26 protein-coding genes and 1 riboswitch are annotated in these 21,697 nt (G+C 70.4%); of the genes, 15 read left to right on the top strand and 11 right to left on the bottom strand.

Features of this window, described 5'->3' with window-relative positions:
- Positions 1–24 precede the first annotated feature (24 nt).
- The 4 genes from G9Q37_RS19455 (at position 25) to G9Q37_RS19440 (ending at position 3,403) form a co-directional block, all read left to right on the top strand.
- Positions 25–1,476 (top strand): sensor histidine kinase, encoded by a 1,452-nt coding sequence (locus tag G9Q37_RS19455; protein ID WP_166229889.1) that lies wholly within the window; start codon positions 25–27, stop codon positions 1,474–1,476.
- Entirely contained in the window at positions 1,473–2,114 is a 642-nt protein-coding gene (locus G9Q37_RS19450) for a response regulator transcription factor (protein WP_166229887.1), read from the top strand. Before G9Q37_RS19455 ends, G9Q37_RS19450 begins: the two co-directional genes overlap by 4 nt.
- Positions 2,115–2,219: 105 nt before the next feature.
- Positions 2,220–2,726, top strand: coding sequence for a GlcG/HbpS family heme-binding protein (locus G9Q37_RS19445; RefSeq protein WP_240936438.1), 507 nt, complete (start codon positions 2,220–2,222; stop codon positions 2,724–2,726).
- Positions 2,723–3,403: an ankyrin repeat domain-containing protein gene (locus tag G9Q37_RS19440; protein WP_166229884.1), complete on the top strand. Its 681-nt coding sequence runs from the start codon at positions 2,723–2,725 to the stop codon at positions 3,401–3,403. The genes G9Q37_RS19445 and G9Q37_RS19440 overlap by 4 nt, the downstream gene beginning before the upstream one ends.
- 13 nt (positions 3,404–3,416) lie before the next feature.
- On the opposite strand, the gene tyrS is transcribed toward G9Q37_RS19440, so the two are convergent.
- Positions 3,417–4,679, bottom strand: a complete 1,263-nt coding sequence (tyrS, locus tag G9Q37_RS19435) for a tyrosine--tRNA ligase (RefSeq protein ID WP_166229882.1) — start codon at positions 4,677–4,679, stop codon at positions 3,417–3,419.
- Between the two features lie 205 nt (positions 4,680–4,884).
- On the opposite strand from tyrS, the gene G9Q37_RS19430 reads away from it, so the two are divergent.
- The gene (locus G9Q37_RS19430) at positions 4,885–6,282 is read left to right on the top strand and encodes a M23 family metallopeptidase (RefSeq protein WP_240936437.1); all 1,398 of its coding nucleotides are present in this window, start codon (positions 4,885–4,887) and stop codon (positions 6,280–6,282) included.
- A 68-nt stretch (positions 6,283–6,350) separates the two neighbouring features.
- On the opposite strand, the gene erpA is transcribed toward G9Q37_RS19430, so the two are convergent.
- From erpA to rplM, 5 genes are all read right to left on the bottom strand, one after another.
- Complete coding sequence (gene erpA / locus G9Q37_RS19425; protein ID WP_166229880.1) at positions 6,351–6,716, bottom strand: iron-sulfur cluster insertion protein ErpA; 366 nt, start codon at positions 6,714–6,716, stop codon at positions 6,351–6,353.
- Positions 6,717–6,792: 76 nt separating this feature from the next.
- The gene (locus G9Q37_RS19420) at positions 6,793–7,194 is read right to left on the bottom strand and encodes a bactofilin family protein (protein WP_166229878.1); all 402 of its coding nucleotides are present in this window, start codon (positions 7,192–7,194) and stop codon (positions 6,793–6,795) included.
- Positions 7,195–7,222: 28 nt separating this feature from the next.
- Positions 7,223–7,882 carry a DUF6776 family protein gene (locus tag G9Q37_RS19415; RefSeq protein WP_338074439.1) on the bottom strand — a complete coding sequence of 220 codons (660 nt, stop codon included), beginning with the start codon at positions 7,880–7,882 and terminating at the stop codon, positions 7,223–7,225.
- Positions 7,883–8,034: 152 nt separating this feature from the next.
- Positions 8,035–8,427, bottom strand: coding sequence for a 30S ribosomal protein S9 (gene rpsI / locus G9Q37_RS19410; RefSeq protein WP_166229874.1), 393 nt, complete (start codon positions 8,425–8,427; stop codon positions 8,035–8,037).
- 10 nt (positions 8,428–8,437) lie between these two features.
- Entirely contained in the window at positions 8,438–8,869 is a 432-nt protein-coding gene (gene rplM / locus G9Q37_RS19405) for a 50S ribosomal protein L13 (protein WP_166229872.1), read from the bottom strand.
- 176 nt (positions 8,870–9,045) lie between these two features.
- On the opposite strand from rplM, the gene G9Q37_RS19400 reads away from it, so the two are divergent.
- The 6 genes from G9Q37_RS19400 (at position 9,046) to G9Q37_RS19375 (ending at position 13,845) form a co-directional block, all read left to right on the top strand.
- A complete protein-coding gene (locus tag G9Q37_RS19400; protein WP_166229870.1) occupies positions 9,046–9,960 on the top strand; it encodes a 23S rRNA (adenine(2030)-N(6))-methyltransferase RlmJ in 915 nt (304 codons plus the stop codon).
- Positions 9,961–10,064: 104 nt separating this feature from the next.
- Positions 10,065–11,081 carry a 1,2-phenylacetyl-CoA epoxidase subunit PaaA gene (paaA, locus tag G9Q37_RS19395; RefSeq protein WP_166229868.1) on the top strand — a complete coding sequence of 339 codons (1,017 nt, stop codon included), beginning with the start codon at positions 10,065–10,067 and terminating at the stop codon, positions 11,079–11,081.
- Positions 11,078–11,374: a 1,2-phenylacetyl-CoA epoxidase subunit PaaB gene (paaB, locus tag G9Q37_RS19390; protein WP_166229866.1), complete on the top strand. Its 297-nt coding sequence runs from the start codon at positions 11,078–11,080 to the stop codon at positions 11,372–11,374. Before paaA ends, paaB begins: the two co-directional genes overlap by 4 nt.
- On the top strand, positions 11,371–12,210 hold the full coding sequence (gene paaC, locus G9Q37_RS19385) for a 1,2-phenylacetyl-CoA epoxidase subunit PaaC (protein ID WP_166229864.1): 840 nt from the start codon (positions 11,371–11,373) through the stop codon (positions 12,208–12,210). Before paaB ends, paaC begins: the two co-directional genes overlap by 4 nt.
- A gap of 4 nt (positions 12,211–12,214) precedes the next feature.
- Positions 12,215–12,736 carry a 1,2-phenylacetyl-CoA epoxidase subunit PaaD gene (paaD, locus tag G9Q37_RS19380; RefSeq protein ID WP_166229862.1) on the top strand — a complete coding sequence of 174 codons (522 nt, stop codon included), beginning with the start codon at positions 12,215–12,217 and terminating at the stop codon, positions 12,734–12,736.
- Between the two features lie 2 nt (positions 12,737–12,738).
- Positions 12,739–13,845, top strand: coding sequence for a 2Fe-2S iron-sulfur cluster-binding protein (locus tag G9Q37_RS19375; RefSeq protein WP_166229860.1), 1,107 nt, complete (start codon positions 12,739–12,741; stop codon positions 13,843–13,845).
- A gap of 37 nt (positions 13,846–13,882) precedes the next feature.
- On the opposite strand, the gene G9Q37_RS19370 is transcribed toward G9Q37_RS19375, so the two are convergent.
- The 5 genes from G9Q37_RS19370 to ahcY all read right to left on the bottom strand — a co-directional run bounded on the left by G9Q37_RS19370 (position 13,883) and on the right by ahcY (position 18,074).
- Positions 13,883–14,491 (bottom strand): OmpW/AlkL family protein, encoded by a 609-nt coding sequence (locus G9Q37_RS19370; RefSeq protein WP_166229858.1) that lies wholly within the window; start codon positions 14,489–14,491, stop codon positions 13,883–13,885.
- A gap of 128 nt (positions 14,492–14,619) precedes the next feature.
- Positions 14,620–15,039: a septal ring lytic transglycosylase RlpA family protein gene (locus G9Q37_RS19365; protein ID WP_166229856.1), complete on the bottom strand. Its 420-nt coding sequence runs from the start codon at positions 15,037–15,039 to the stop codon at positions 14,620–14,622.
- A 4-nt stretch (positions 15,040–15,043) separates the two neighbouring features.
- Positions 15,044–15,874: a methylenetetrahydrofolate reductase [NAD(P)H] gene (gene metF / locus G9Q37_RS19360; protein WP_166229854.1), complete on the bottom strand. Its 831-nt coding sequence runs from the start codon at positions 15,872–15,874 to the stop codon at positions 15,044–15,046.
- Entirely contained in the window at positions 15,871–16,632 is a 762-nt protein-coding gene (locus G9Q37_RS19355; protein WP_166229852.1) for a TlyA family RNA methyltransferase, read from the bottom strand. The genes metF and G9Q37_RS19355 overlap by 4 nt, the downstream gene beginning before the upstream one ends.
- 8 nt (positions 16,633–16,640) lie before the next feature.
- The gene (gene ahcY, locus G9Q37_RS19350; protein WP_166229850.1) at positions 16,641–18,074 is read right to left on the bottom strand and encodes an adenosylhomocysteinase; all 1,434 of its coding nucleotides are present in this window, start codon (positions 18,072–18,074) and stop codon (positions 16,641–16,643) included.
- A gap of 65 nt (positions 18,075–18,139) precedes the next feature.
- A riboswitch (S-adenosyl-L-homocysteine riboswitch) is annotated at positions 18,140–18,229 on the bottom strand.
- 100 nt (positions 18,230–18,329) lie between these two features.
- Here ahcY and G9Q37_RS19345 point away from each other — a divergent pair.
- The 4 genes from G9Q37_RS19345 to G9Q37_RS19330 all read left to right on the top strand — a co-directional run bounded on the left by G9Q37_RS19345 (position 18,330) and on the right by G9Q37_RS19330 (position 21,679).
- Entirely contained in the window at positions 18,330–19,130 is an 801-nt protein-coding gene (locus tag G9Q37_RS19345) for an HAD-IIB family hydrolase (RefSeq protein WP_166229848.1), read from the top strand.
- Positions 19,127–20,350, top strand: a complete 1,224-nt coding sequence (locus G9Q37_RS19340) for an MFS transporter (protein ID WP_166229846.1) — start codon at positions 19,127–19,129, stop codon at positions 20,348–20,350. Before G9Q37_RS19345 ends, G9Q37_RS19340 begins: the two co-directional genes overlap by 4 nt.
- 45 nt (positions 20,351–20,395) lie before the next feature.
- Positions 20,396–20,776: a hypothetical protein gene (locus G9Q37_RS19335; RefSeq protein ID WP_166229844.1), complete on the top strand. Its 381-nt coding sequence runs from the start codon at positions 20,396–20,398 to the stop codon at positions 20,774–20,776.
- Positions 20,777–20,890: 114 nt separating this feature from the next.
- Complete coding sequence (locus tag G9Q37_RS19330) at positions 20,891–21,679, top strand: hypothetical protein (protein WP_166229842.1); 789 nt, start codon at positions 20,891–20,893, stop codon at positions 21,677–21,679.
- The last annotated feature ends 18 nt before the right edge of the window (positions 21,680–21,697 follow it).

The following is a 21,697-nucleotide window of genomic DNA, read 5'->3' as shown; positions in this document are numbered from 1 at the left end:
TGTGCGCGTGCCAGAATGCCTCGCATGCAACGCGCGTGGTGGTCCCGGCTGGGCTGGATGGCGGCGGGCCTGGGCCTGTCGCTGGGCGGCGCATGGCTGATCGCCCAGCGCGGTCTCGACGCGCAGCGCGCGGCCTTCGAAACCGACGCGCGCATCGTGCACCGGTTGCTGAGCCAGCAGGTGGTGCAGCACGACGCGGTGCTCGCCACGCTGGCCCTGCTCGAGCCCGAGCGCGGCGACGCCCTGCCGCGCCTGAGCGCCATCTACCCGCGGCTGCTGCAGGTGCGCGAACGCGCGCCCGGCAGCGCCTGGGGCGACGAGGCGCTGGCCCGGGCCGAAGCCGCGTCACGCGCCAGCGGCCGCGCGGCCATGGCCGAGGGCGATCTGGCGCAGGGCCGTTACACCCTGGTGCGCGGCAGCGGCGACAGCGCCTACGCGCTGGTGATCGCGCTTGCGGGCCTGGTGCCCGACGCCGACTGGCCCATGGACCGCGCGCGCAGCCCGGTGCAGGTGGCGCTGCAATGGAACGGACAGACGCACACCGTGCAGCCGGGCCGCCCGCTCGCGCGCGGCTGGCGCTTCGATTTCGACAAGGTGGTGGCCGCCGAGAGCCAGCCCTTCCACGCCGTGGCCACGCGCTGGGTGGGCTGGGGCGAGCTGCCCTGGCTGCCCATGGGCGCGTGGGTGCTGGCCGTGACCGCGGGCCTGGCCGCGCTGCGCCACGCGCTGCGCCTGCGCGAGGCGCGCCAGCGCGCCGAGGCCCTGCTGCGCCTGGGCCAGCTCGGCCGGCTCAACGCCATGGGCGAGTTCGCGGCCGGCCTGGCGCACGAGCTCAACCAGCCGCTCACCGCGGTGCTGTCGAGCACCCAGGCCGCGCAGCGCCTGCTGGCCGACGAGCCCCCGGCGCTGGACACCGCGCGCGAGGCCATGGGCCGCGCCGCGGCGCAGGCGCGGCGCGCGGCCGAGGTGCTGGGCCGGCTGCGCCGCGGGCTCGAACCGCCGGCCGGTGCCGCGGGCGGGCGCGCCCGGCTCGATCTGGCCGCCTGCGTGCGCGAGGCCCTGCACCTGCTGCAGCCCGAGATCCAGCACCGCGGCGTGACCGTGCGCTGGCTGGCCAGCGAGGCGCTGGCGGTGCAGGCCGATCCGGTCGCGATCGATCAGATCGTGCACAACCTGATCACCAACGCGCTGCAGGCCCTGGACCGCCAGCCTCAGGGCCCGCGCGAGCTGAGGCTCGCGGTGCAGCGCGAGGGCGATCAGGCCGTGCTCACGGTGGCCGACACCGGCCCGGGCCTGCCGCCCGAGGTGCTGCCGCGCCTGTTCGAGCCCTTCTTCAGCACGCGCGAGGGCGGGCTGGGCCTGGGCCTCACGCTCAGCGAATCGCTGGCCAATGCCCAGGGCGGCCGCCTGAGCGCCGACAACGCCCCCAGCGGCGGCGCGCGCTTTTGCCTGCACCTGCCGCTGGACGAAGCATGAGCCCCGACGACCGATCCCCCACCGTGCACCTGCTCGACGACGACGAGGCCGTGCGCGACAGCCTGGCGCTGCTGATCGGCACCGTGGGCCTGCGCGTGGTGCCATGGGCCGATCCGCAGGCCTTCCTCGCCGGCTTCGACCGCGAGGGCATCGGCGCCATCGTGCTCGACGTGCGCATGCCCGGCATCAGCGGCCTGAGCGTGCTCGACACGCTGGTCGCCCAGGGCGTGGACCAGCCGGTGATCCTGCTCACCGGCCACGGCACGGTGGACATGTGCCGGCGCGCCTTCAAGGCCGGCGCGGCCGAATTCCTCGAGAAGCCGGTGGACGACGAGGCGCTGATCGAGGCCTTGCAGCAGGCCGTGCGCCAGCACGTTCAATCGCGCCAGCGCGCGCAGACCGACCGCGCCGCGCGGGATCGCTGGCAGCAGCTCTCGCCGCGCGAGCGCGAGGTGCTCGCGCTGATCGTCGAGGGCCTGTCCAACAAGGCCATCGCGCGTGTGCTCGACCTGTCGCCGCGCACCGTGGAGACCCACCGCGCCCACGTGTTCGAGAAGCTGCAGGTCGATTCGCTCGCCCAGCTCGTGCGGGGCTACGCGGCCCTGGTGGCCGAAGCGGGCGGCGCGGGCGCTGCGTAGTTTTACGGAGCCGCGGGCGTAGCCGGCCGAATGGTGCGCGCGGCGGGCGGTTCCTACAGTGCGGGCACGGTTGATCGAACCGAAACCCACCGCCTGGAGACCCGCATGAACACCCCGATCCGCACCGCCCTCGCCCTGTCCCTGCTCGCCGCCTGCGCCTTCGCGCAGGCCCAGTCCGCCGCGCCGCTGGTGCGCAGCGAGCGCAACGTGTCGCTCGAACTGGCCAACCAGATCGCCGCCGCCACCGTGGCCGCGTGCAGCGCCAACGGCCACGCCGTGACGGCCACCGTGGTGGACCGAGCGGGCAACGTGCGCGCGGTGCAGCGCGCCGACAACGCCGGCCCGCACACCCTTGAAGCCAGCCGCCTCAAGGCCTACACCTCGGCCTCGGCGCGCAACACCACGCTGGCCATGATGGAGGCCTCGCAGAAAAACCCCGCGGCGGCCAACCTCAAGGACATTCCCGGCTACCTGCTGCTTGGCGGCGGTGTGCCGGTGCGCGCGGGCAACGAGGTGATCGGCGCGGTGGGCGTGGGCGGTGCGCCCGGCGGCCACCTGGACGAGCAGTGCGCCGTGGCCGCGCTCGACCAGCTGAAGGCGGCCCTGCAATGAAGCGCCGCGCGCTGCTGCTGACGCTCGCCGCGGCGGGCCTGCCGGTGGCGGCGCAGGTGCCGCCGGCGCCGGCCGAAATCGCGGCCTACCAGGGCCTGCACGCAGCCGCGCAGCGCGGCGATGTGCCCGCGCTGCAGCGCCTGCTCAAGGCCGGCGCGCCGGTGGACGCCACCGACGCCGCGGGCCGCACGCCGCTGCACGTGGCCACCTTCGCGCGCCAGCGCGAGGCCGTGCGCGCGCTGGTGCAGGCCGGTGCCGACACCGCGCGGCTCGAACACGGCCGCTACGACGCGGTCACCATCGCGGCGGTGGCCGACGACGAGGAGACGCTGCGCGTGCTGCTGCAGCTGGGCGCGAGCGCGAAGCTCGTGACCAGCCGCTACGACGGCACCGCGCTGATCGCCGCGGCCCACCTCGGCCACGACGGCGTGGTGCGCCAGCTGATCGCGGCCGGCGCGCCGCTGGACCACGTGAACAACCTGCACTGGACGGCGGTGATCGAAGCCATCGTGCTGGGCGATGGCGGTGCGCGCCACCAGGCCACGCTCAAGGCCCTGATCGGCGCCGGCGCGAACCTGCAGCTCGCGGACCGGCAGGGTCAGATGCCGCTCGCGCTCGCGAAGGCGCGGGGTTACGGCGCGATGGTGGCGCTGCTGGAGCAGGCCGGCGCGCGCTGAACCCGACCGGGCCTCAGCCCAGGCTCACGCGCGCGAACTTGCGCTTGCCCACCTGCACCACGTAGGTCCCGGCCGGCAGCTTCAGGCCCTTGTCGCTCACCACGGCGCCGTCCACCCGCACCCCGCCGCCATCGATGAGGCGGCTGGCCTCGCTCGACGACGGCGCCAGGCCGGCCGACTTGAGCAGCGCCGCGATGCCCAGGGGCGCGCCCGACAGCGACACCTCGGGGATGTCGTCGGGCACACCGCCCTTGGAGCGGTTGATGAAGTCCTGCTCGGCCGCTTCGGCGGCCGCGGTGCTGTGGAAGCGCGCGGTGATCTCCTTGGCCAGCATCACCTTGGCGTCCTTGGGGTTGCGCCCGCCCGCCACCTCGCGCCGCAGCGCCTCGATCGCCTCGATCGACTGGAACGAGAGCAGTGTGTACCAGCGCCACATCAGGTCGTCGGAGATGCTCAGCACCTTGGCGAACATGGTGTTGGCGTCTTCGGTGATGCCGATGTAGTTGCCCTTGGATTTGGACATCTTGTCCACGCCATCGAGCCCTTCGAGCAGCGGCATGGTCAGGATGCACTGCGGCTCCTGGCCGTACTCGGCCTGCAGGTGGCGCCCCATGAGCAGGTTGAACTTCTGGTCGGTGCCGCCGAGTTCGAGATCGCTCTTGAGCGCCACCGAGTCGTAGCCCTGCATCAGCGGGTAGAGAAACTCGTGCACGCTGATCGGCGTGCCGGCCGTGAAACGCTGGTGGAAGTCGTTGCGCTCCATCATGCGCGCCACGGTGTACTTGGCCGCGAGCTGGATCATGCCCATGGAGCCCAGCGGCAGGCTCCACTCGCTGTTGTAGCGGATCTCGGTTTTGGCCGGGTCGAGCACCAGGCTGGCCTGCTTGTAATAGGTCTCGGCGTTGGCCTTGATCTGCTCGGGCGTGAGCGGCGGGCGGGTGTTGTTGCGGCCCGAGGGGTCGCCGATCAGCGAGGTGAAGTCGCCGATCAGGAAGATCACCGTGTGCCCCAGGTCCTGCAGCTGGCGCATCTTGTTGAGCACCACGGTGTGGCCGATGTGGATGTCGGGCGCGGTCGGGTCCAGCCCCAGCTTGATGCGCAGCGGCGTGCCGGTGCGCTCCGAACGTGACAATTTTTGCACCCAGTCGGCCTCGGGGATCAATTCTTCGCACCCGCGCCGGGTGACGGCCAGCGCGTGCCTCACGCCGTCGGTCAGCGTTTCGGCACCGCTGGGGCGCGAGGTCGGCAGGTCGGGCGAAATTGAGCCGTTCTTCATACGTGTTTGTTCCGATGGGAGGGGCCCGGCCCGTGGGTACACTTGCCGGTTGTCGCCGGATTTTAGTTGGCGTGTTTTTTGCACATGGCAAAGCACACGTGTAAAGCCGGCCCGCGGCGTGAACTCTCGCAGCGCCGCCCGCTCACTCCCTGGACGCCGGTGTGTGGCCAAGAGCCCTCACCGGCCCTTTCATGGATGACCGAAATTGATACGCCAGACCCTGAACGCGGCGGCCGACCTGGGCCGCCAGACCGCTGAATCGATCGCCCGCCACCCCCGCCGCCTCATGGGCAGCCTCGGCGTTCTCCTGCTCGGCACCGGCGTGACGGCCTTCGGCATTGCCCCGCTCGCCCCCGACGCCGCCGACCTGCCCGTGCACCAGGTGGTCGAGGCCCTGCCCGCGTCGGCCCAGCCCACGCTGATCGCCTCGCCGCTGATCCCCCTGGGCCTCGAACAAGGCAACCCGCTGCTGGCCGACACCAAGCCCTGGACCCTGTACCGCAGCGACACCACGCGCAGCGACGACACACCGCAAAGCCTGCTCAAACGCCTGGGCGTGAACGACACCGAAGCCCAGACCTTCCTGGGCCGCGACCCGCTGGCCCGCCAGCTGCTCGCCAGCCGCCAGACCCGCCTGGTGCACGCCGAAGCCTCACCCAGCCAGGAACTCGAGCGCCTCACCGCGCGCTGGGTCGATCCGCGCGACGACCGCGGCTTCCTGCGCCTGGTGGTCGAGCGCGCGCCCGACGGCCTGAGCGCCCGGCTCGAGAAGGGCCGGCTCGAAGCCAGCCCGCGCCTGGTGAGCGGCGAGATCAACAGCTCGCTGTTCGCGGCCACCGACGCCGCCAACATCCCCGACGCGGTCGCGGTGCAGTTGGCCGAGATGTTCGCCAGCGACATCGACTTCCGCCGCGACCTGCGCAAGGGCGACCGCTTCCACGTGGTCTACGAAGCCCTGGTGGCCGACGGTGAGCCGCTCAAGACCGGCCGCATCCTGGCCGCCGACTTCATCAACAACGGCCGCACCCACGAGGCCGTGTGGTTCGAAGCCCCGGGTGTGAAGGGCGGCTACTACGGCTTCGACGGCGAGAGCAAACGCCGCTTCTACCTGTCCTCGCCGCTCGAGTTCTCGCGCGTGAGCAGCGGCTACGGCATGCGCTTCCACCCGGTCCTGGGCACCCAGCGCGCCCACCTCGGTGTCGACTTCGCGGCCCCCACCGGCACGCCGGTGCGCACCGTGGGCGACGGCTTGGTGGAGTTCGCGGGCGTGCAACGCGGCTACGGCAACGTGATCTTCGTGCGCCACCGCAACAACCAGGTCACGGTGTATGCGCACCTGAGCCGCATCGGCGTGCGCACCGGCCAGCGCGTGGCCCAGGGCGAGTTCATCGGCAACGTGGGCTCCACCGGCATGTCCACCGGCCCGCACCTGCACTTCGAGTTCCGCGACAACGGCGTGCACCGCGACCCGCTGGTGATCGCGCGCGAAAGCGAAGCGATCAAGCTGCCCGAGAACCTGCGCGGCAGCTTTGCGGCCGTGGCCCAGGCCCAGCGCAGCAAGCTCGAGGCCGCCGCCCAGGTGCGCCAGGCCAGCGCCGACTGAGCGGCCCCCGCGCCCGCCCACAAAAAAGGAGCCCTGGGGCTCCTTTTTTCATGCCGGCGGCAGAAGGCTCAGACGCTGAAGCTCGAACCGCAGCCGCAGGTGGTGGTGGCGTTCGGGTTCTTGATCACGAACTGCGCACCCTGGAGGTCTTCCTTGTAGTCGATCTCGGCACCGACCAGGTACTGGTAGCTCATGGCATCGATCAGCAGGGTCACGCCGTTCTTGTTCATCGCGGTGTCGTCTTCGTTGACGACCTCGTCGAAGGTGAAGCCGTACTGGAAGCCCGAGCAGCCGCCACCTTGCACGAACACGCGCAGCTTGAGGTCGGGATTGCCCTCTTCAGCCACCAGCTCGGCCACCTTGGCGGCGGCGCTGTCGGTGAAAACCAGCGGGGCGGGCATGTCGGTCTGGACGGTCTCGGCAACGGCGCTCATGGGAATTCCTCTTCTCGTGGGGGCGGGCTGCCCCGCGAATACCCTGAATGGTACGGCAGGGCGCTCGGGATTGCGGCTATCGGTTGTTTGCCGCCAATTTCAGTGTGGGCATTTCCGCGCTGCCGTCGGCGGCCACCGGCCGCAGCTGGCCCGAGATGCGCGCGCCCTGGTGCATCTCGATCGAGCGGTAGGTCACGTCGCCCTCGATGTGGGCCTTGGGTTGCAGTTCGAGCAGTTCGCGCGCGAGCACCGGGCCCTTCACGTGGCCGTTGATGATCACGTGGTCGGCCTCGACCGAGCCGGTGACCGAGGCCACCTCGCTCACGATCAGCAGGCTGGACTGGCCGTCGACCGCACGGATGTTGCCGCCGACCTCGCCGTCGATGCGCAGGCCATCGGCGAACTGCAGGTCGCCCTGGATGCGGGTGCCCTGTGCGATCAGGCTCTTGATCGGGGGCTGCTTGGTCTTGCCGAACATGGTGGGCTCCTCTGAACGTCGGTGGGTGTCACAGGCCGGACGTCTGGACCGACCGGACCGCGTTGCCCTGAAGGACCTTGGCGGTCACGGACTTGATCTCGGCCTGGGCAGGCAGCTCGACAACGCCTTCCTGGCGCAGGTAGCCCTTGACCAGCACCGCCTGTGGCGCCGGCGCCTGCTTGGCGGTCCAGGGCTTGCCCGCGAGCGTGCCGGCAAAGCTGATTTCCAGCGATCCGCGGAATTCTGGCGCACGGCGGCCCGGCTGGATCATGAGCACCTGCCAGCGCCACTGGGTGGGCGACAGGCGCTCGGCCTGCAGGCCGCGGATGGCGAGCTCGTCGCCGCTGCCTGCGGGCAGCAGGCGCTCGAAGAAGCCCAGGTCGGCACGCAGCGACTGGTTGTCGGCCTCGAGCTGGCGGATCTGCACCCGCAGCTGTTCGAGCAAGGCCTGCTCGATGGTGCGCTGGCTCTGCGCGACGTTGCCTTGCGCCTGCGACTCGGCGAGCTCGGTGCGCAGGCTCACCACCTCGCGGCGCAGCTGCTGAAGTTCCTGGCGCGCATTGCGGTCGAGGCCGGCCAGGTCGCGGCCGAACTCGAAGGCCCAGAGGGCCAGTGCGCCCGAAAAGCCCAGCATGAGCGCCAGCAGCAGCCAGCGCAGGGGCCAGGGCAGCGCCCCGCGCACCGACATGCGCGGCGCCCCTGCCGACCACCGCCTACGCCCCAAGCGCCAACGCATGCAAGCCTTTCATTCAAGTGCAAGCAAAAGAAAGCAAGGCCCAGAAAGCAGAAACCGCCCCAAGCGGAACTTGCAGGCGGTTTCTGTGGGCCGTGGCCGGAGGATCAGCGCTTGCTGAACTGCTTGCGGCGGCGTGCAGAGCGCAGACCGACCTTTTTCCGTTCCACTTCGCGGGCGTCGCGGGTCACGAAGCCGGCTTGCGACAGCGCGGGCTTGAGACTCGCGTCGTAGTCGATCAGCGCGCGGGTGATGCCGTGGCGCACCGCGCCGGCCTGACCCGATTCACCGCCACCGTGCACGTTGACCTGGATGTCGAAGGTCTCGGCGTGGTTGGTCAGCATCAGCGGCTGCTTGGCGATCATGATCGAGGTCTCGCGGCCGAAGAACACCGCGATGTCCTTGCCGTTGACCGTGATCTTGCCGCTGCCCTTCTTGAGGAACACGCGGGCGACGCTGGATTTGCGACGGCCGGTGCCGTTGTTCCATTCACCAATCATTCAGGGCTCCTTAGATGTCCAGCGCCTGCGGCTGCTGGGCGGTGTGAGGATGCTCGGCGCCGCCGTAGACCTTGAGCTTCTTGATCATGGCGTAGCCCAGCGGGCCCTTGGGCAGCATGCCCTTGACGGCCTTCTCCAGCGCGCGGCCGGGGTGCTTGGCCTGCATGTCGCGGAAGTTGGTGGCGTAGATGCCGCCCGGGAAGCCCGAGTGGCGGTAGTAGATCTTGTCGGTGGACTTGGTGCCCGTCACGCGCAGCTTGGCGGCGTTGACGACGACGATGAAGTCACCGGTATCGACGTGAGGCGTGTAGATGGCCTTGTGCTTGCCGCGCAGTCGGAGAGCCACTTCACTGGCAACTCGTCCGAGGACCTTGTCGGTCGCGTCAATCACAAACCACTCGTGCTTCACGTCAGCGGGTTTGGCGCTGAACGTTTTGGTCATGAGTTTTCTCTGTTACGAGGGTTTGGCGGCCCTTTTCCACGGTCGGCGGTTCTCTTTCGGAACCCTCTTAGGTGGTGTTGGAAGCTTCGCCGCGGGGCCAGCAAAAACGCTGCGAAGCCCGCGATTGTACGAAATCCGGGCGCCCGGGGCAATTCCGGCGCTACCATGCGCGGCCCATGTTCTCCTACCGCCACGCCTTTCACGCCGGCAACCACGCCGACGTGCTCAAACACCTGGTGCTGATCGCCACGCTGCGCCACCTCATGCTCAAGCCGCCCGCGATCACGCTGGTGGACACGCACGCAGGCGCTGGCCTGTACCGGCTCGACGGCGATTTCGCCGACAAGGGCGGCGAGGCGGAACACGGCGTGGTGCGCCTGTTTGCCGCACAGCGCCCCGCAAGCGGCCCCGCCCCCGCGAGCACGCCGCTGCTCGACGACTACCTCGACCTCGTGGCCGGCTTCAACCCCAGCGGCTCGCTGCGCGTCTACCCCGGCTCGCCCTTCGTGATCCAGCAGCTGATGCGCCACGAATCGCGCGACCGGCTCAAGCTGTTCGAGCTGCACCCGACCGACGGCAAAACCCTGTCGGCCAACATTGCCCAGCTCGACGCCGGCCGCGCGGTGGTCGTCAAGCGCGAAGACGGCTTCGAGGGCCTCAAGCCCCTGCTGCCGCCGCCCGCCGACGCCAAGGGCTCGCGCCGCGCCCTGGTGTTGATCGACCCGAGCTACGAACTCAAGAGCGATTACGCCAAAGTGAGCGCCTGCATACAGGACGCGCTCAAGCGTTTCGCCACCGGCACCTACGTGGTCTGGTACCCGGTGATCCCGCGCACCGAGGCGCACGACCTGCCGCGCAAGCTGCGCGGCCACGCCCAGCGCGCGGGCCGCCCCTGGCTGCACGCCACCCTGGCCGCGGGCCACCCCCCGCTCGCGCCCGACGAACGCCCCGGCCTCACGGCCAGCGGCATGTTCGTGATCAACCCGCCGCACACGCTCTCGGCCGCGCTGGCCGAGACCTTGCCGCTGCTGGTGAAGGTGCTGGGCCGCGGCCGCGGCCAGGGCCACACCCTGGAATCGGGCGAGGGCTGAGCCCGGCCCCACGCGCCGCCCGACGGTGCCACTCAATTAACCAACCGATCGGTCGGTTAATTTGTTAGACTGCGCGCCACGCCCCCGTTGGCGAGGAGACGCGCATGTACACCCAATCCTTCAACGTGCCCGACGGCGGCCCGCCCGCCGCGACCCTGCAGCCCGTGGCCACCGAGGCGGACGCCGCGCTGCAGGCCCATTTCGACGCCGTGATCGACGCCGACGGCAAGATCGAACCGCGCGACTGGATGCCCGAGGCCTACCGCAAGACGCTGGTGCGCCAGATCAGCCAGCACGCGCACAGCGAGATCGTGGGCATGCTGCCCGAGGGCAACTGGATCAGCCGCGCCCCCAGCCTCAAGCGCAAGAGCATCCTGCTGGCCAAGGTGCAGGACGAAGGCGGCCATGGCCTGTACCTCTACAGCGCGGCCGAGACCCTGGGCACCAGCCGCGACCAGATGTTCGACGCGCTGCACAGCGGCCGAGCCAAGTACAGCTCCATCTTCAACTACCCCACCTTGAACTGGGCCGACGTGGGCGTGATCGGCTGGCTGGTCGACGGCGCGGCAATCATGAACCAGATCCCCCTGTGCCGCTGCAGCTACGGGCCCTATGCGCGCGCCATGATCCGCGTCTGCAAGGAAGAGAGCTTCCACCAGCGCCAGGGCTACGAATCGCTGCTCACCATGATGCAGGGCACGGCCGAGCAGAAGGCCATGGTGCAGGACGCGGTGAACCGCTGGTGGTGGAAGTGCCTGGCCATGTTCGGCCCGCCCGACGACAACAGCCCCAACAGCGTGCAGGGCATGCGCTGGGGCATCAAGCGCATCAGCAACGACGCGCTGCGCCAGAAGTTCGTCGACGCCACCGTGCCGCAGGCCGAGGTGCTCGGCGTGACCCTGCCCGACCCCGAGCTCAAGTGGAACGCCGAACGCGGCCATTACGACTTCGGCGCCATCGACTGGGACGAGTTCTGGCAGGTCGTCAACGGCAACGGCCCCTGCAACAAGGAGCGCCTGGCCACGCGCGTGAAGGCCTGGGAAGACGGCGCCTGGGTGCGCGAAGCCGCGCTGGCCCACGCGCGCAAGCAACAGCAACGCCAATTGAAGGAGGCCGCATGAGCACCCCCGCTTTGAAGGAATGGCCGCTGTGGGAGGTGTTCGTGCGCAGCAAGCAGGGCCTGGAGCACAAGCACTGCGGCAGCCTGCACGCGAGCGACGCGCAACACGCGCTGCAGATGGCGCGCGATGTGTACACGCGCCGCCAGGAAGGCGTGAGCATCTGGGTCGTGCCCTCGGCGAGCATCACCGCGAGCGAGCCCGATTCGAAAGACGCGTTCTTCGACCCCGCGGCCGACAAGATCTACCGCCACCCCACCTTCTACGAGATCCCCGAGAAAGTGGGGCACATGTGAGCGCCGCGCCGGTCGATCACCTGCTGCACCTGGCCGACAACGCGCTGCTGCTCGGCCAGCGCAACGCCGAGTGGGCGGGCCACGGCCCCATCCTCGAAGAGGACCTCGCGCTCGCCAACCACGCGCTCGACCACCTGGGCCAGGCGCGGCTGCTCTACCAGCACGCGGCCGCGCAGATCAACGCCGACCCGCAGCAGGCGCAGCGCTTCGCACACCTGCAGGGCGCACGCGTGGACGGTGGCGTCAGCGAAGACACGCTTGCGTACTTCCGCGGTGCGCACGAGTTCCGCAACTTCACGCTGCTCGAACTGCCGCACCACGGCCCGCTCGCGGGCCCCGCGCGGCAAGACCGCGACTTCGCCACCACCACGGTGCGCAATTTCCTCTACGCCGCGCTCATGGCGCTGTGGTGGGAACGCCTGCAGCACAGCGCCGACGCGCAGCTCGCGGGCATCGCGGCCAAATCGCTCAAGGAGGTGCGCTACCACCTGCGCCACGCGGGCGACTGGCTGGTGCGCCTGGGCGACGGCACCGACGACAGCCGCGCGCGCGCGCAGGCCGCGCTCAACCACCTGCTGCCCTACACGCAGGAATTCTGGATCGGCGACGCCGCCGAAGCCGCGGCCGTGGCCAACGGCACCGGCGTGGCGCTCGCGGCGCTCAAGCCGGCCTGGGACGCCCTGGTCGACGAGGCCGTGGCCGAGGCCACGCTCAAGCGGCCCGCCGACGGCGGCTACGTGACGCAGGGCCGACACGGCGTGCACTCCGAGCACATGGGCTTCGTGCTCGCCGAGATGCAGGGCCTGGCGCGCGAGCACCCCGCGGCCGTGTGGTGAGGCCATGAACCCGGCGCTGCGCACCGACCCGCTGGACGCCGTTCGCGCGGCCATCGCGCCCCTGAGCGATCCCGAGATCCCGGTGGTGAGCCTGAGCGAACTCGGCATCCTGCGCGAGGTGCGCAGCGGTGCCGACGGCGTCACCGAGGTGGTGATCACGCCCACCTACAGCGGCTGCCCGGCCATGGGGCAGATCGAGGACGACATCCGCGCCGCGCTCACCGCGGCCGGCCTCGAAGCGCGCGTGGTCACGCAGCTCGCGCCGGCCTGGACCACCGACTGGATGACGCCCGAAGCGCGCGAGAAGCTGCGCGCCTATGGCATCGCGCCGCCCAACGGCCGCGCCGCGCACGGCAGCGACAAGGTGGTCACCTTCGCGCGCCGCGCCGCGACGCAGCCCGTGCCCTGCCCGCGCTGCGGCTCCACCCACACCACCGAAACCTCGCCCTTCGGCTCGACCGCATGCAAGGCGCTCTACCGCTGCCTCGACTGCCTCGAACCCTTCGACCTCTTCAAGCCCTACTGACCATGAGCACCAGCCCCCGCGGATTCGTCGAACTGCCCGTCGCGCGCGTGAGCCCCGAGGCCGCGGGTTCGGTGGCCGTCACGCTGGCCGTGCCGCCCGAACAGCGCAGCGCCTTTGCGTTCGAGCCGGGCCAGTTCCTCACGCTGCGCGCCCTCATCGGCGGCCAGGACGTGCGTCGCAGCTACTCCATCAGCAGCCCGCGCAGCGTGTACACGCACAAGGGCGAGCTCACGCTGGGCATCCGCCCGGTCGAAGGCGGCGTGTTCAGCAACTGGGCGGCCACGCAGCTCAAGGCCGGCGACACGCTGCTGGCCATGCCGCCCGATGGCCGCTTCACCGTGCACCGCCCGCGCGCGATCCACCGCGTGGGCTTCGCGGCGGGCTCGGGCATCACGCCCATCCTGTCCATCATGACCAGCACGCTCGAAGAATCGCCCACGGCCAAGTTCACCCTGGTCTACGGCAACCGCCGCATGGCCAGCGTGATGTTCAACGAGGCGCTGCAAGACCTCAAGGACCGCTTCCGCGACCGGCTCACGCTGGTCCACATCCTCTCGCGCCAGGCGCAGGAGGTGCCGCTGCTCGAGGGCCGCATCGATGGCGAGAAGGTACGCGCGCTGATCGCGGCGCTGCTGCCCGTGCCCAGCATGGACGAGGTCTTCATCTGCGGCCCCGAGGCCATGATCGAGGCCACAGAGCAGGCCCTGCTCGGCGCGGGCGTGAAGCCCGAGCGCATCCACACCGAGCGCTTCAGCTCGCCCGCGCTCGACGCCCTGCCGCGCGCGCAGCGCGCCCAGGTGCAGCTCGGCCACGTGGACGCCAGCGCCGGCGAGGTGGCCCTCACCGTGGTGCTCGACGGCAAGCCGCACGCGCTGCGCATGGGCCGCGACCAGCACGTGCTCGACGTGGCGCTCGAGGCCGGGCTCGACCTGCCCTGGTCGTGCCGCGGCGGCGTGTGCTGCACCTGCCGCGCCAAGGTCATGCAGGGCAGCGTGGCCATGGACAAGAACTTCACGCTCGAACCCTGGGAGACCGACCAGGGCTTCGTGCTGAGCTGCCAGGCCCGGCCCACGAGCGACACGCTCGTGGTGAGCTACGACGAGCGTTAACGCACACCGCCGGGCCGGGGCCCGGCGGCATCGGGCCTCAGAAGCGCCAGCCCAGGCCCACGCCCACGAGCAGCGGGTCGACCTTGAAGCTGCCGACCTTTGCGCCGCCGGCGCTCACGTCGGTCTTGATGTAGGCCTTTTTCACATCGACGTTGAGGTAGAGGTTCTTCGCCAGCGGGATGTCCACGCCCACCTGCAGCGCCGGGCCCCAGCTGTTGCGGTCGATGTCGGCCACGCCGCCCAGCAGGTTCACCGAGCTGAAGCGCGTGTAGTTCAGGCCCGCGCCCACGTAGGGCTTGATGCCGCTGTCGGTGTGGAAGTGGTACTGCAGCGTGAGCGTGGGCGGCAGGTGCTTGAGCGTGCCGATCTCGGCGCCGTTCGAATACACGTGCTGCTTCTGCGGCACGGTCAGGATCAGTTCGGCCGCGATGTTGGGCGAGAAGAAGTAGCTGAAGTCCACCTCGGGCAGCCACTTGTTGTCGATCGACAGGCCCAGGCCGGTGCTGTCCTTGTTGGCGCTGTCCAGGTGCACGGCGCGTGCGCGCACGAGCACGGTGCCTTCCTTGAAGTCCTGCGCCAGGGCGGCGCTGGAGGCGAAGAGGCCAGCCGTGACCGCCACGGCCGCGGCGATGTGATGCAGTTTCATGGTCGTCTGTTTGCGATGCCGGGGAACAGTCCCCACACGCATTACAGAAGTCCCCCGCTGGCGCGGATTTGCGTCAGATCAAGGCCGCGGACGCGGCCTGCTGCAGCGCAGCAGGCGTTTGACGCAGGTCAAGGCCGCGCGTCGTCCACGGCCAACAGCACGACCGCGCCCACGCCCTCGCGCAGCAGGCCCAGACGCTCGGCCGCGGCGCGGCTCAAGTCGATGATGCGGCCCTGCGCATAAGGGCCGCGGTCGTTGATGCGCACCACCACCGACGCGCCATTGCCCGGGTTGAGCACGCGCACGCGCGTGCCGAAGGGCAGCGTGCGGTGCGCCGCGGTGAGCGCATTCATGTCGAAGGCCTCGCCGTTCGCGGTGCGGCGGCCGTGGTGGCGGTCGCCGTACCACGAGGCCATGCCGCGCTCGATCACCTCGGCCTCGTCGACCGCCACGGCCGGTGCACCGCCCGCGTCGCGCGGCGCGGGGCCGGTCGCGCACCCGGCCAGCGCAGCGACCAGCACGAGCGAGAGCAGGCGTTGCAAGGCCATGGCGTCAGTGGCCGTCGAGGCGGCGCAGGATCTCGAGCGTGGCCACGCTCTGGTTCATGGTGTAGAAGTGCAGCCCCGGCACGCCCGCGTTGCGCAGCTGGTCGCAGAGGTCGGTCACGACGTCGAGGCCGAAGGCCTTGATGGACGCGGTGTCGTCGCCGTAGGCCTGCAGGCGCAGCCGGATCCAGCGCGGGATCTCGGCGCCGCAGGCGTCGGAGAAGCGCAGCAGCTGCGCCGAACTCGTGATGGGCATGATGCCCGGCACCACCGGCACCTCGGCGCCCAGGCGGTGCGCGTCGTCGACGAAGCGGAAATACGCGTCGCTGTTGTAGAAGTACTGCGTGATCGCCGAGTGCGCACCGGCCTTCACCTTGGTCACGTAGGCCTTGAGGTCGGCCTCGGGCGACTTGGCCTGCGGGTGCACCTCGGGGTAAGCCGCGACCTCGATGTGGAAGTCCTCGCCGGTCTCGGCGCGGATGAAGGCCACGAGATCGCTCGCGTACTGGAACTCACCGCCCAGGCCGTAGCCGCTGGGCAGGTCGCCGCGCAGCGCCACCAGGCGCTTCACGCCCATGGCCTTGAGCTGCGCGAGCTGCGCGCGCACCGAGGCGCGCGTGGCGCCGATGCACGAGAAGTGCGAGGCCGCGTCCACGCCCTCGGCGAGGATCTCGCGCACGGTGCCGAAGGTGCCCTCTTGCGTCGAACCGCCCGCGCCATAGGTGACGGAGCAGAACAGCGGCTGGCGCACATAGAGCTGCTGGCGCACGGCGCGCAGCTTCTCGGCGCCTTCGGGCGTCTTGGGCGGGAAGAACTCGAAACTGATGGGCAGGTTCATGCCGGTTTCCGAATGAAGACGAAGAACTCGCGGTTGCCATCGCCACCGGCGATGGCGCTGTCGAAATAGTCGAGCAGCTGCAGGCCCAGGCCTTGCAGCGCGTCGGTGATGCGCGTGCGCACGCGGGCGTGGCTGGCCGCGTCTTTCACGAGCCCGCCCTTGCCGATGTCGCCAGGCTGCAGCTCGAACTGCGGCTTGACCAGCACCAGTCCGTGGCCGCCCGCTTTCAGCAGCGGCAGCAGCGCCGGCCACACCAGCGTCTGCGAAATGAACGACAGGTCGCCCACGATCAGGTCGAACGGCGGCTCGGCGCCGGCCGCGCGCAGTGCGTCGGCGTCGAGCTCGCGCGCGTTCGTGTGTTCGAGCGCGATCACGCGCGGGTCGCTGCGCAGGCGCGCATGCAGCTGGCCGCTGCCCACGTCCACGCCCACCACCTGCGCGGCACCGCGCTGCAGCAGGCAGTCGGTGAAGCCGCCGGTGCTCTGGCCCACGTCGAGCGCGCGCAGGCCCTGTACCGCAAAGCCCGTGTGCGCAAGCGCGCCTTCGAGCTTCAAGCCGCCGCGCGACACGTAGCGCGCCTCGGCGGCGTCGGACAGTTCCAGCTCGGCCAGCGGAGACAGCACCTCGCCGTTCTTGGCGACGGGCCTCCAGGCCTGCCCCGCCCCGAGCCGCCAGCGCACGCCCGCGGCGATCAGCCGCTGGGCCTGCGAGCGCGACGCCGCGAGTCCGCGCTCGACCAGCAACTGGTCGGCACGCACGGCCGCGATCAATAGCGGTACGTGTCGGGCTTGTAGGGGCCTTGCTTGGGCACGCCGATGTAGGCGGCCTGATCGTCGGTCAGCTCGGTGAGCATGGCGCCGACCTTCTTCAGGTGCAGGCGGGCCACCTTCTCGTCGAGGTGCTTGGGCAGCACGTAGACCTTGCCGATGTCGTAGGCCTCCTTGTGGGCGAACAGCTCGATCTGCGCGATGGTCTGGTTCGCGAAGCTCGAGGACATCACGAAGCTCGGGTGGCCGGTGCCGCAGCCCAGGTTCACCAGGCGGCCCTTGGCGAGCAGGATGATCTTCTTGCCGTCGGGGAAGATCACGTGGTCGACCTGCGGCTTGATCTCTTCCCACTGGCACTTCTCTTCGAGCTGCGCCACCTGGATCTCGTTGTCGAAGTGACCGATGTTGCAGACGATGGCCTGGTCTTTCATGGCGGCCATGTGCGCGTAGGTGATGACGTCGCGGTTGCCGGTGGTGGTCACGAAGATGTCGGCCTTGTCGGCGGCGTACTCCATGGTCACGACCTTGTAGCCTTCCATCGCGGCCTGCAGGGCGTTGATGGGGTCGATCTCGGTCACCCAAACCTGGGCCGACAGCGCGCGCAGCGCCTGGGCCGAGCCCTTGCCCACGTCGCCGTAGCCGCAGACCACGGCGACCTTGCCGGCGATCATCACGTCGGTGGCGCGCTTGATGCCGTCGACCAGCGACTCGCGGCAGCCGTAGAGGTTGTCGAACTTGCTCTTGGTGACCGAGTCGTTGACGTTGATGGCGCGGAACATCAGCGTGCCCTTGGCCGACATTTCCTTCAGGCGGTGCACGCCCGTGGTGGTCTCTTCGGTCACGCCGATGATCTCGGCGCTCTTGCGGCTGTACCAGGTGCTGTCTTGCGCGAGCTTGGCCTTGATAGCCGCGAACAGGATGCGCTCTTCTTCGCTGCCGGGGTTGGCCAGCACCGAGGGATCCTTCTCGGCGCGCTTGCCCAGGTGCATGAGCAGCGTGGCGTCACCGCCGTCGTCGAGGATCATGTTGGGGCCTTCGCCCGGCGTGCCCTTGGGGCCGAAATCGAAGATGCGGTGGGTGTAGTCCCAGTAGTCGACCAGGGTCTCGCCCTTGATGGCGAACACCGGCGTGCCGTTGGCCGCGATGGCGGCGGCGGCGTGGTCCTGGGTGGAGAAGATGTTGCACGAGGCCCAGCGCACGTCGGCGCCCAGCGCCTGCAGCGTCTCGATGAGCACCGCGGTCTGGATGGTCATGTGCAGCGAACCGGTGATGCGCGCGCCCTTGAGGGGCTGCTTCTCCGCGTATTCCTCGCGGATGGCCATGAGGCCGGGCATCTCGGTTTCGGCGATGCGGATCTCTTTGCGGCCCCAATCGGCCAGGTTGATGTCGGCAATGGCGCTATCGGCGCTGACGGGGTTCACTCGTGCATTCATGTGGCGCTCCTGTGAGGTGGAAGCACGGCACGGCGGGGGCGGATGAAAAAGCCCATCACACGTGCAGTGGATGAGCGTCGTTGCAAACAGGGGTCCGAGCCTCACGCCCGCGGCCCGCTCGGTGCGGGTGGGGCGCTGCAACGCTCCTCGGATGGGGCGGAATTCTATCCAAGCCGCCGCCGCACGGGTGCAACAGATCGCACACAGGCGACGGGCGCGAGGGGGTATGGCGCGCTGTGCGACACTGCCGCCCCCATGCAGCCCACCCCCCTGGCCCACTGGCCCCTGGCCGAGCGCGCGCGCATCCACGGCGTGCTCACCGACATCGACGACACGCTCACGGCCGACGGCGCGCTCGCGCCAGAGGCCGAGGCCGCGCTGCAGCGCCTGCGCGCCGCCGGGCTGCCGGTGTTCGCGGTCACGGGCCGCCCCGCGGGCTGGAGCGAGCCCTTCGCCCTGGCCTGGCCGATCGACGCCATCGTGGCCGAGAACGGCGCCGTGGCGCTGTGGAACGACAAGGGCCGGCTGCACAAGACCTATGCGCAGGACGCGGCCACCCGCCGGCAGAACGCCGAGCGGCTGCAGGCCGCGGCCGCGCGTGTGCTCGCCGAGCTGCCGCACGCGCGCCTGGCCACCGACAGCGCGGGCCGCGAGACCGACATCGCGATCGACCACAGCGAGCACGCCCACCTGGGCGAGGCCGACATCGCGCGCGTGGTCGCCATCCTGCGTGGCCTGGGGCTCACGGCCACCGTGAGCTCCATCCACATCAACGCCTGGATCGGCGCGCACGACAAGCTCAGCGGCGCGCGCTGGATCGTGCGCGAGCGCCTGGGCCGATCGCTCGACGACGAGATCGCGCACTGGGTGTACGTGGGCGACTCCACCAACGACGCCGTCATGTTCGCGCGCTTCCCGCACAGCGTGGGCGTGGCCAACGTGGCGCGCTTCTGGCCGCAACTCAGCCACCACCCGCGCCACGTGGCACCGCGCGAACGCGGCGCGGGCTTCGCCGACGTGGTGGACGCCGTGCTCGCCGCGCAGGCCGCGCCATGAGCGAGCACCCGCTGCCGGCGCGGGGCCTGCCCGCCGCGCCGCCCGCGCACGCGCGCCTGGGCCTCACCGCCGTCTTCGGCGCCACCTTCTTCGAGCTCGTGGGCTACTTCATGCTCACGCCCCTGCTGCTGCTGCGTCTCAAGGACGGCGGCGTGTCCACCGCGCTCGCGGGCGTGTTCGCGGCCAGCGGCTGGCTCGGCATCCTGCTCATGGTGCCCTTTGCCTCGGCCGTCACGCAGCGCCTGGGCCGCCGGCCCACGCTGTGGCTGTCGGCGCTGATCCCCACCGTGGCCACCATCGGCTTCGCGCTGTCGGACGCCCTGCCGCTGTGGTTCGCGCTCAAGATCGCCGCGGGCATGGCCTCGGGCCTGCGCTGGGTGCTGGCCGAGGCCCTGGTGGCCGAGTTCGCGCCACCCGCGCAGCGCGGCCGCTACGTGGGCCTGTTCGAAACCCTGGTGGGCATCACCTTCGTGCTCGGGCCGCTGGTGCTGGCCTGGGTCGGCCCGCAGAGCGAGGCCGCGGTGTGGGCCGCGTTCGGCTTCATGGCGGTGGGCCTGGGCTGGAGCCTGCTCACGCCCCGCGTGCCGCCCGCGGCCGACGCGCACGAGGCCCGCGTGGGCCTGCGTGGCGTGTGGCACGCGCTCGCCGCGCACCCGCTGATCATGACCGTGGGCTTCGTGGGCGGCTTCTTCGAGAGCGGGCTCACGTCCATCCTGCCGCTCTACGGCCTGGCCCTGGGCCTGGGCGCGGTGGCGGCCGCGCTGCTGGTGTCGGCCAGCGGCCTGGGCAGCGCGCTCATGATGCTGCCCGCGGGCGTGCTGGCCGACCGCATGGCGCACCACCCCAAGGCCCGCTGGGGCGACGCGCGCAGCACGCGCCTCACGCTCATGCGCGTGTGCGCGGCCATCACGCTCGGCGGCACGCTGCTCATTCCTTTCGTGGCCGGCACGCCTTGGCTCGCCGCGCCCGTGGCCTTCGTGTGGGGCGGCGCGGGCGGCTGCCTCTACACGCTCGCCATGATCGACATCGGCTCGCGCGAGCAGGGCATCACCCTGGTCAACAGCACCGCGGTGCTGGTGATGAGCTATACCCTGGGCGGCGTGCTCGCACCGGCCCTGGGCGGCGCGGCGCTGCAGTGGTCGCCCACGCTGGGTTTTCCGGCGCTGCTGGTGGGGGTGGCGGCGCTCGGGGTATGGTTGCTGCGGCGCCGGGAACCCTGAGCGGCGGGGCGGCGTCCCACGTCCATTCACACGAGGACACCGCCCATGGCCATTCCCTGGATCGCCGCGCTCAAGATCATCCCCTGGGGTGACGTGATCGAGCACGCCCCCAAGGTGCTCAACGCCGCGCGCAAGCTGCTCGACAAGAACAAGGCCCCGGCCACGCCGGTGCCTGCGGGCCCGCCGCTCGACCCGGCCGCCGAACCCCCGACCCTGGGCGAGCTGCGCAACCGCCTGATCGAGGCGCGCCAGCTCATCGACCAGCAGGCCGCCGTTCAACAGCAAATGGCGCAGACGCTGAGCGAGCTCGCCGAGCAGAACGCACGCCTGGTGGAGGCGGTGCAGCTGCTGCGGGTGCGCACGCGGGTGTTGATCGCGGCGGTGGGGGTGTTGGCGGTGGGGGCGGCGTTGCTTCTATCAAGATAGCAACAAGATTCGATTTCATGCGGGCTCTGACCCGATGCTCTGGGGAACCGTGCCAACGGGGGAGACGACACAAGGCCGTCCTGGTCAACCCCCTGCCGCATCGGAGCACGCCCCATGAACAAGACCACGCTGTCGCCGGCCTCATCCCGCTACGCCCAAAAGCCCGCCTCGTACGCAGCCACGGTCGCCGCGGAAGAAGACCAGTACGACGCCGGCCCCTTGACCGAAACGGTCAGCAACGCGCTGAAAGCGCAGCCGCCTGCAACCACCGCATCGTCGGACGCGCCGGTGCTCTTCCGGCGCTGGCACGAAGGCGTCGCCTTCATGGGCCTGGGGCCCTCGGCCGGATTGCTGCGCATCAATGACCAGCGCACCAAGGACTGGACCGCGCGCACCTGGGCCCTGGTTCAGATGCGCAGCCTCTACACCACCTACCCCCACAAGCACCGGGGCAATGCCAAGGTCGCTGCCGCCTGCCGCGAGCTGAACACCCTGTGCAACCGCAACGACGTGCAGCGCAGCGGCCTGCCATGCAACCGCAACCTGCTCCGGCTCCTGCTGGAGCTCACGGCCGCCGACGAAGAGCTGGCTGTTGGTCTGCAGGCCACCCCCCCCGAGTTCACGCGCCCCCAGTCGATGAACTTCCAGAACCCCTTGCCAACCATCGAGGAAGTGCCCGCATCGCCTCCGCGCGTGCCCCCGCTGGCCGTGGCGCACCTGGCCCGCACGCCCGCGTCACTGACCGATCGGCGCGCTTCAAGGCGCGACGAGGGAGGGGAGCAGCGCTCGACACCCCGGGTCACCGCGCTGTCGCGCCGGTCGAAGACCCACGAGCGGTCTGCGCCAAGGCCACAACCCGGCAGTGGCGGCGGCCCCGAGAGCAACGCCCCGGCCCCCCAGTGACACGGCCCACATGCCTTG

Source organism: Hydrogenophaga crocea, from assembly GCF_011388215.1.
In the GTDB taxonomy this organism is placed as follows: Bacteria; Pseudomonadota; Gammaproteobacteria; order Burkholderiales; family Burkholderiaceae_C; genus Hydrogenophaga; species Hydrogenophaga crocea.
Note: the sequence above shows the minus strand (reverse complement) of the source record. Positions and strands in the feature narration are given on the sequence as shown.

Excerpts from the sequence above, each read along its gene's own strand:
- G9Q37_RS19400 (WP_166229870.1), top strand. The coding sequence starts at position 9,046 with ATGTTCTCCTACCGCCACGCCTTTCACGCCGGCAACCACGCCGACGTG.
- G9Q37_RS19440 (WP_166229884.1), top strand. The coding sequence starts at position 2,723 with ATGAAGCGCCGCGCGCTGCTGCTGACGCTCGCCGCGGCGGGCCTGCCG.
- G9Q37_RS19330 (WP_166229842.1), top strand. The coding sequence starts at position 20,891 with ATGAACAAGACCACGCTGTCGCCGGCCTCATCCCGCTACGCCCAAAAG.
- G9Q37_RS19420 (WP_166229878.1), bottom strand. The coding sequence starts at position 7,194 with ATGTTCGGCAAGACCAAGCAGCCCCCGATCAAGAGCCTGATCGCACAG.
- paaB (WP_166229866.1), top strand. The coding sequence starts at position 11,078 with ATGAGCACCCCCGCTTTGAAGGAATGGCCGCTGTGGGAGGTGTTCGTG.
- G9Q37_RS19365 (WP_166229856.1), bottom strand. The coding sequence starts at position 15,039 with ATGGCCTTGCAACGCCTGCTCTCGCTCGTGCTGGTCGCTGCGCTGGCC.
- G9Q37_RS19445 (WP_240936438.1), top strand. The coding sequence starts at position 2,220 with ATGAACACCCCGATCCGCACCGCCCTCGCCCTGTCCCTGCTCGCCGCC.
- G9Q37_RS19450 (WP_166229887.1), top strand. The coding sequence starts at position 1,473 with ATGAGCCCCGACGACCGATCCCCCACCGTGCACCTGCTCGACGACGAC.
- G9Q37_RS19455 (WP_166229889.1), top strand. The coding sequence starts at position 25 with ATGCAACGCGCGTGGTGGTCCCGGCTGGGCTGGATGGCGGCGGGCCTG.
- rpsI (WP_166229874.1), bottom strand. The coding sequence starts at position 8,427 with ATGATTGGTGAATGGAACAACGGCACCGGCCGTCGCAAATCCAGCGTC.
- G9Q37_RS19375 (WP_166229860.1), top strand. The coding sequence starts at position 12,739 with ATGAGCACCAGCCCCCGCGGATTCGTCGAACTGCCCGTCGCGCGCGTG.
- G9Q37_RS19345 (WP_166229848.1), top strand. The coding sequence starts at position 18,330 with ATGCAGCCCACCCCCCTGGCCCACTGGCCCCTGGCCGAGCGCGCGCGC.
- G9Q37_RS19415 (WP_338074439.1), bottom strand. The coding sequence starts at position 7,882 with ATGTCGGTGCGCGGGGCGCTGCCCTGGCCCCTGCGCTGGCTGCTGCTG.
- paaA (WP_166229868.1), top strand. The coding sequence starts at position 10,065 with ATGTACACCCAATCCTTCAACGTGCCCGACGGCGGCCCGCCCGCCGCG.
- ahcY (WP_166229850.1), bottom strand. The coding sequence starts at position 18,074 with ATGAATGCACGAGTGAACCCCGTCAGCGCCGATAGCGCCATTGCCGAC.
- G9Q37_RS19335 (WP_166229844.1), top strand. The coding sequence starts at position 20,396 with ATGGCCATTCCCTGGATCGCCGCGCTCAAGATCATCCCCTGGGGTGAC.
- erpA (WP_166229880.1), bottom strand. The coding sequence starts at position 6,716 with ATGAGCGCCGTTGCCGAGACCGTCCAGACCGACATGCCCGCCCCGCTG.
- metF (WP_166229854.1), bottom strand. The coding sequence starts at position 15,874 with ATGAACCTGCCCATCAGTTTCGAGTTCTTCCCGCCCAAGACGCCCGAA.
- paaD (WP_166229862.1), top strand. The coding sequence starts at position 12,215 with ATGAACCCGGCGCTGCGCACCGACCCGCTGGACGCCGTTCGCGCGGCC.
- rplM (WP_166229872.1), bottom strand. The coding sequence starts at position 8,869 with ATGACCAAAACGTTCAGCGCCAAACCCGCTGACGTGAAGCACGAGTGG.
- tyrS (WP_166229882.1), bottom strand. The coding sequence starts at position 4,679 with ATGAAGAACGGCTCAATTTCGCCCGACCTGCCGACCTCGCGCCCCAGC.
- G9Q37_RS19370 (WP_166229858.1), bottom strand. The coding sequence starts at position 14,491 with ATGAAACTGCATCACATCGCCGCGGCCGTGGCGGTCACGGCTGGCCTC.
- G9Q37_RS19340 (WP_166229846.1), top strand. The coding sequence starts at position 19,127 with ATGAGCGAGCACCCGCTGCCGGCGCGGGGCCTGCCCGCCGCGCCGCCC.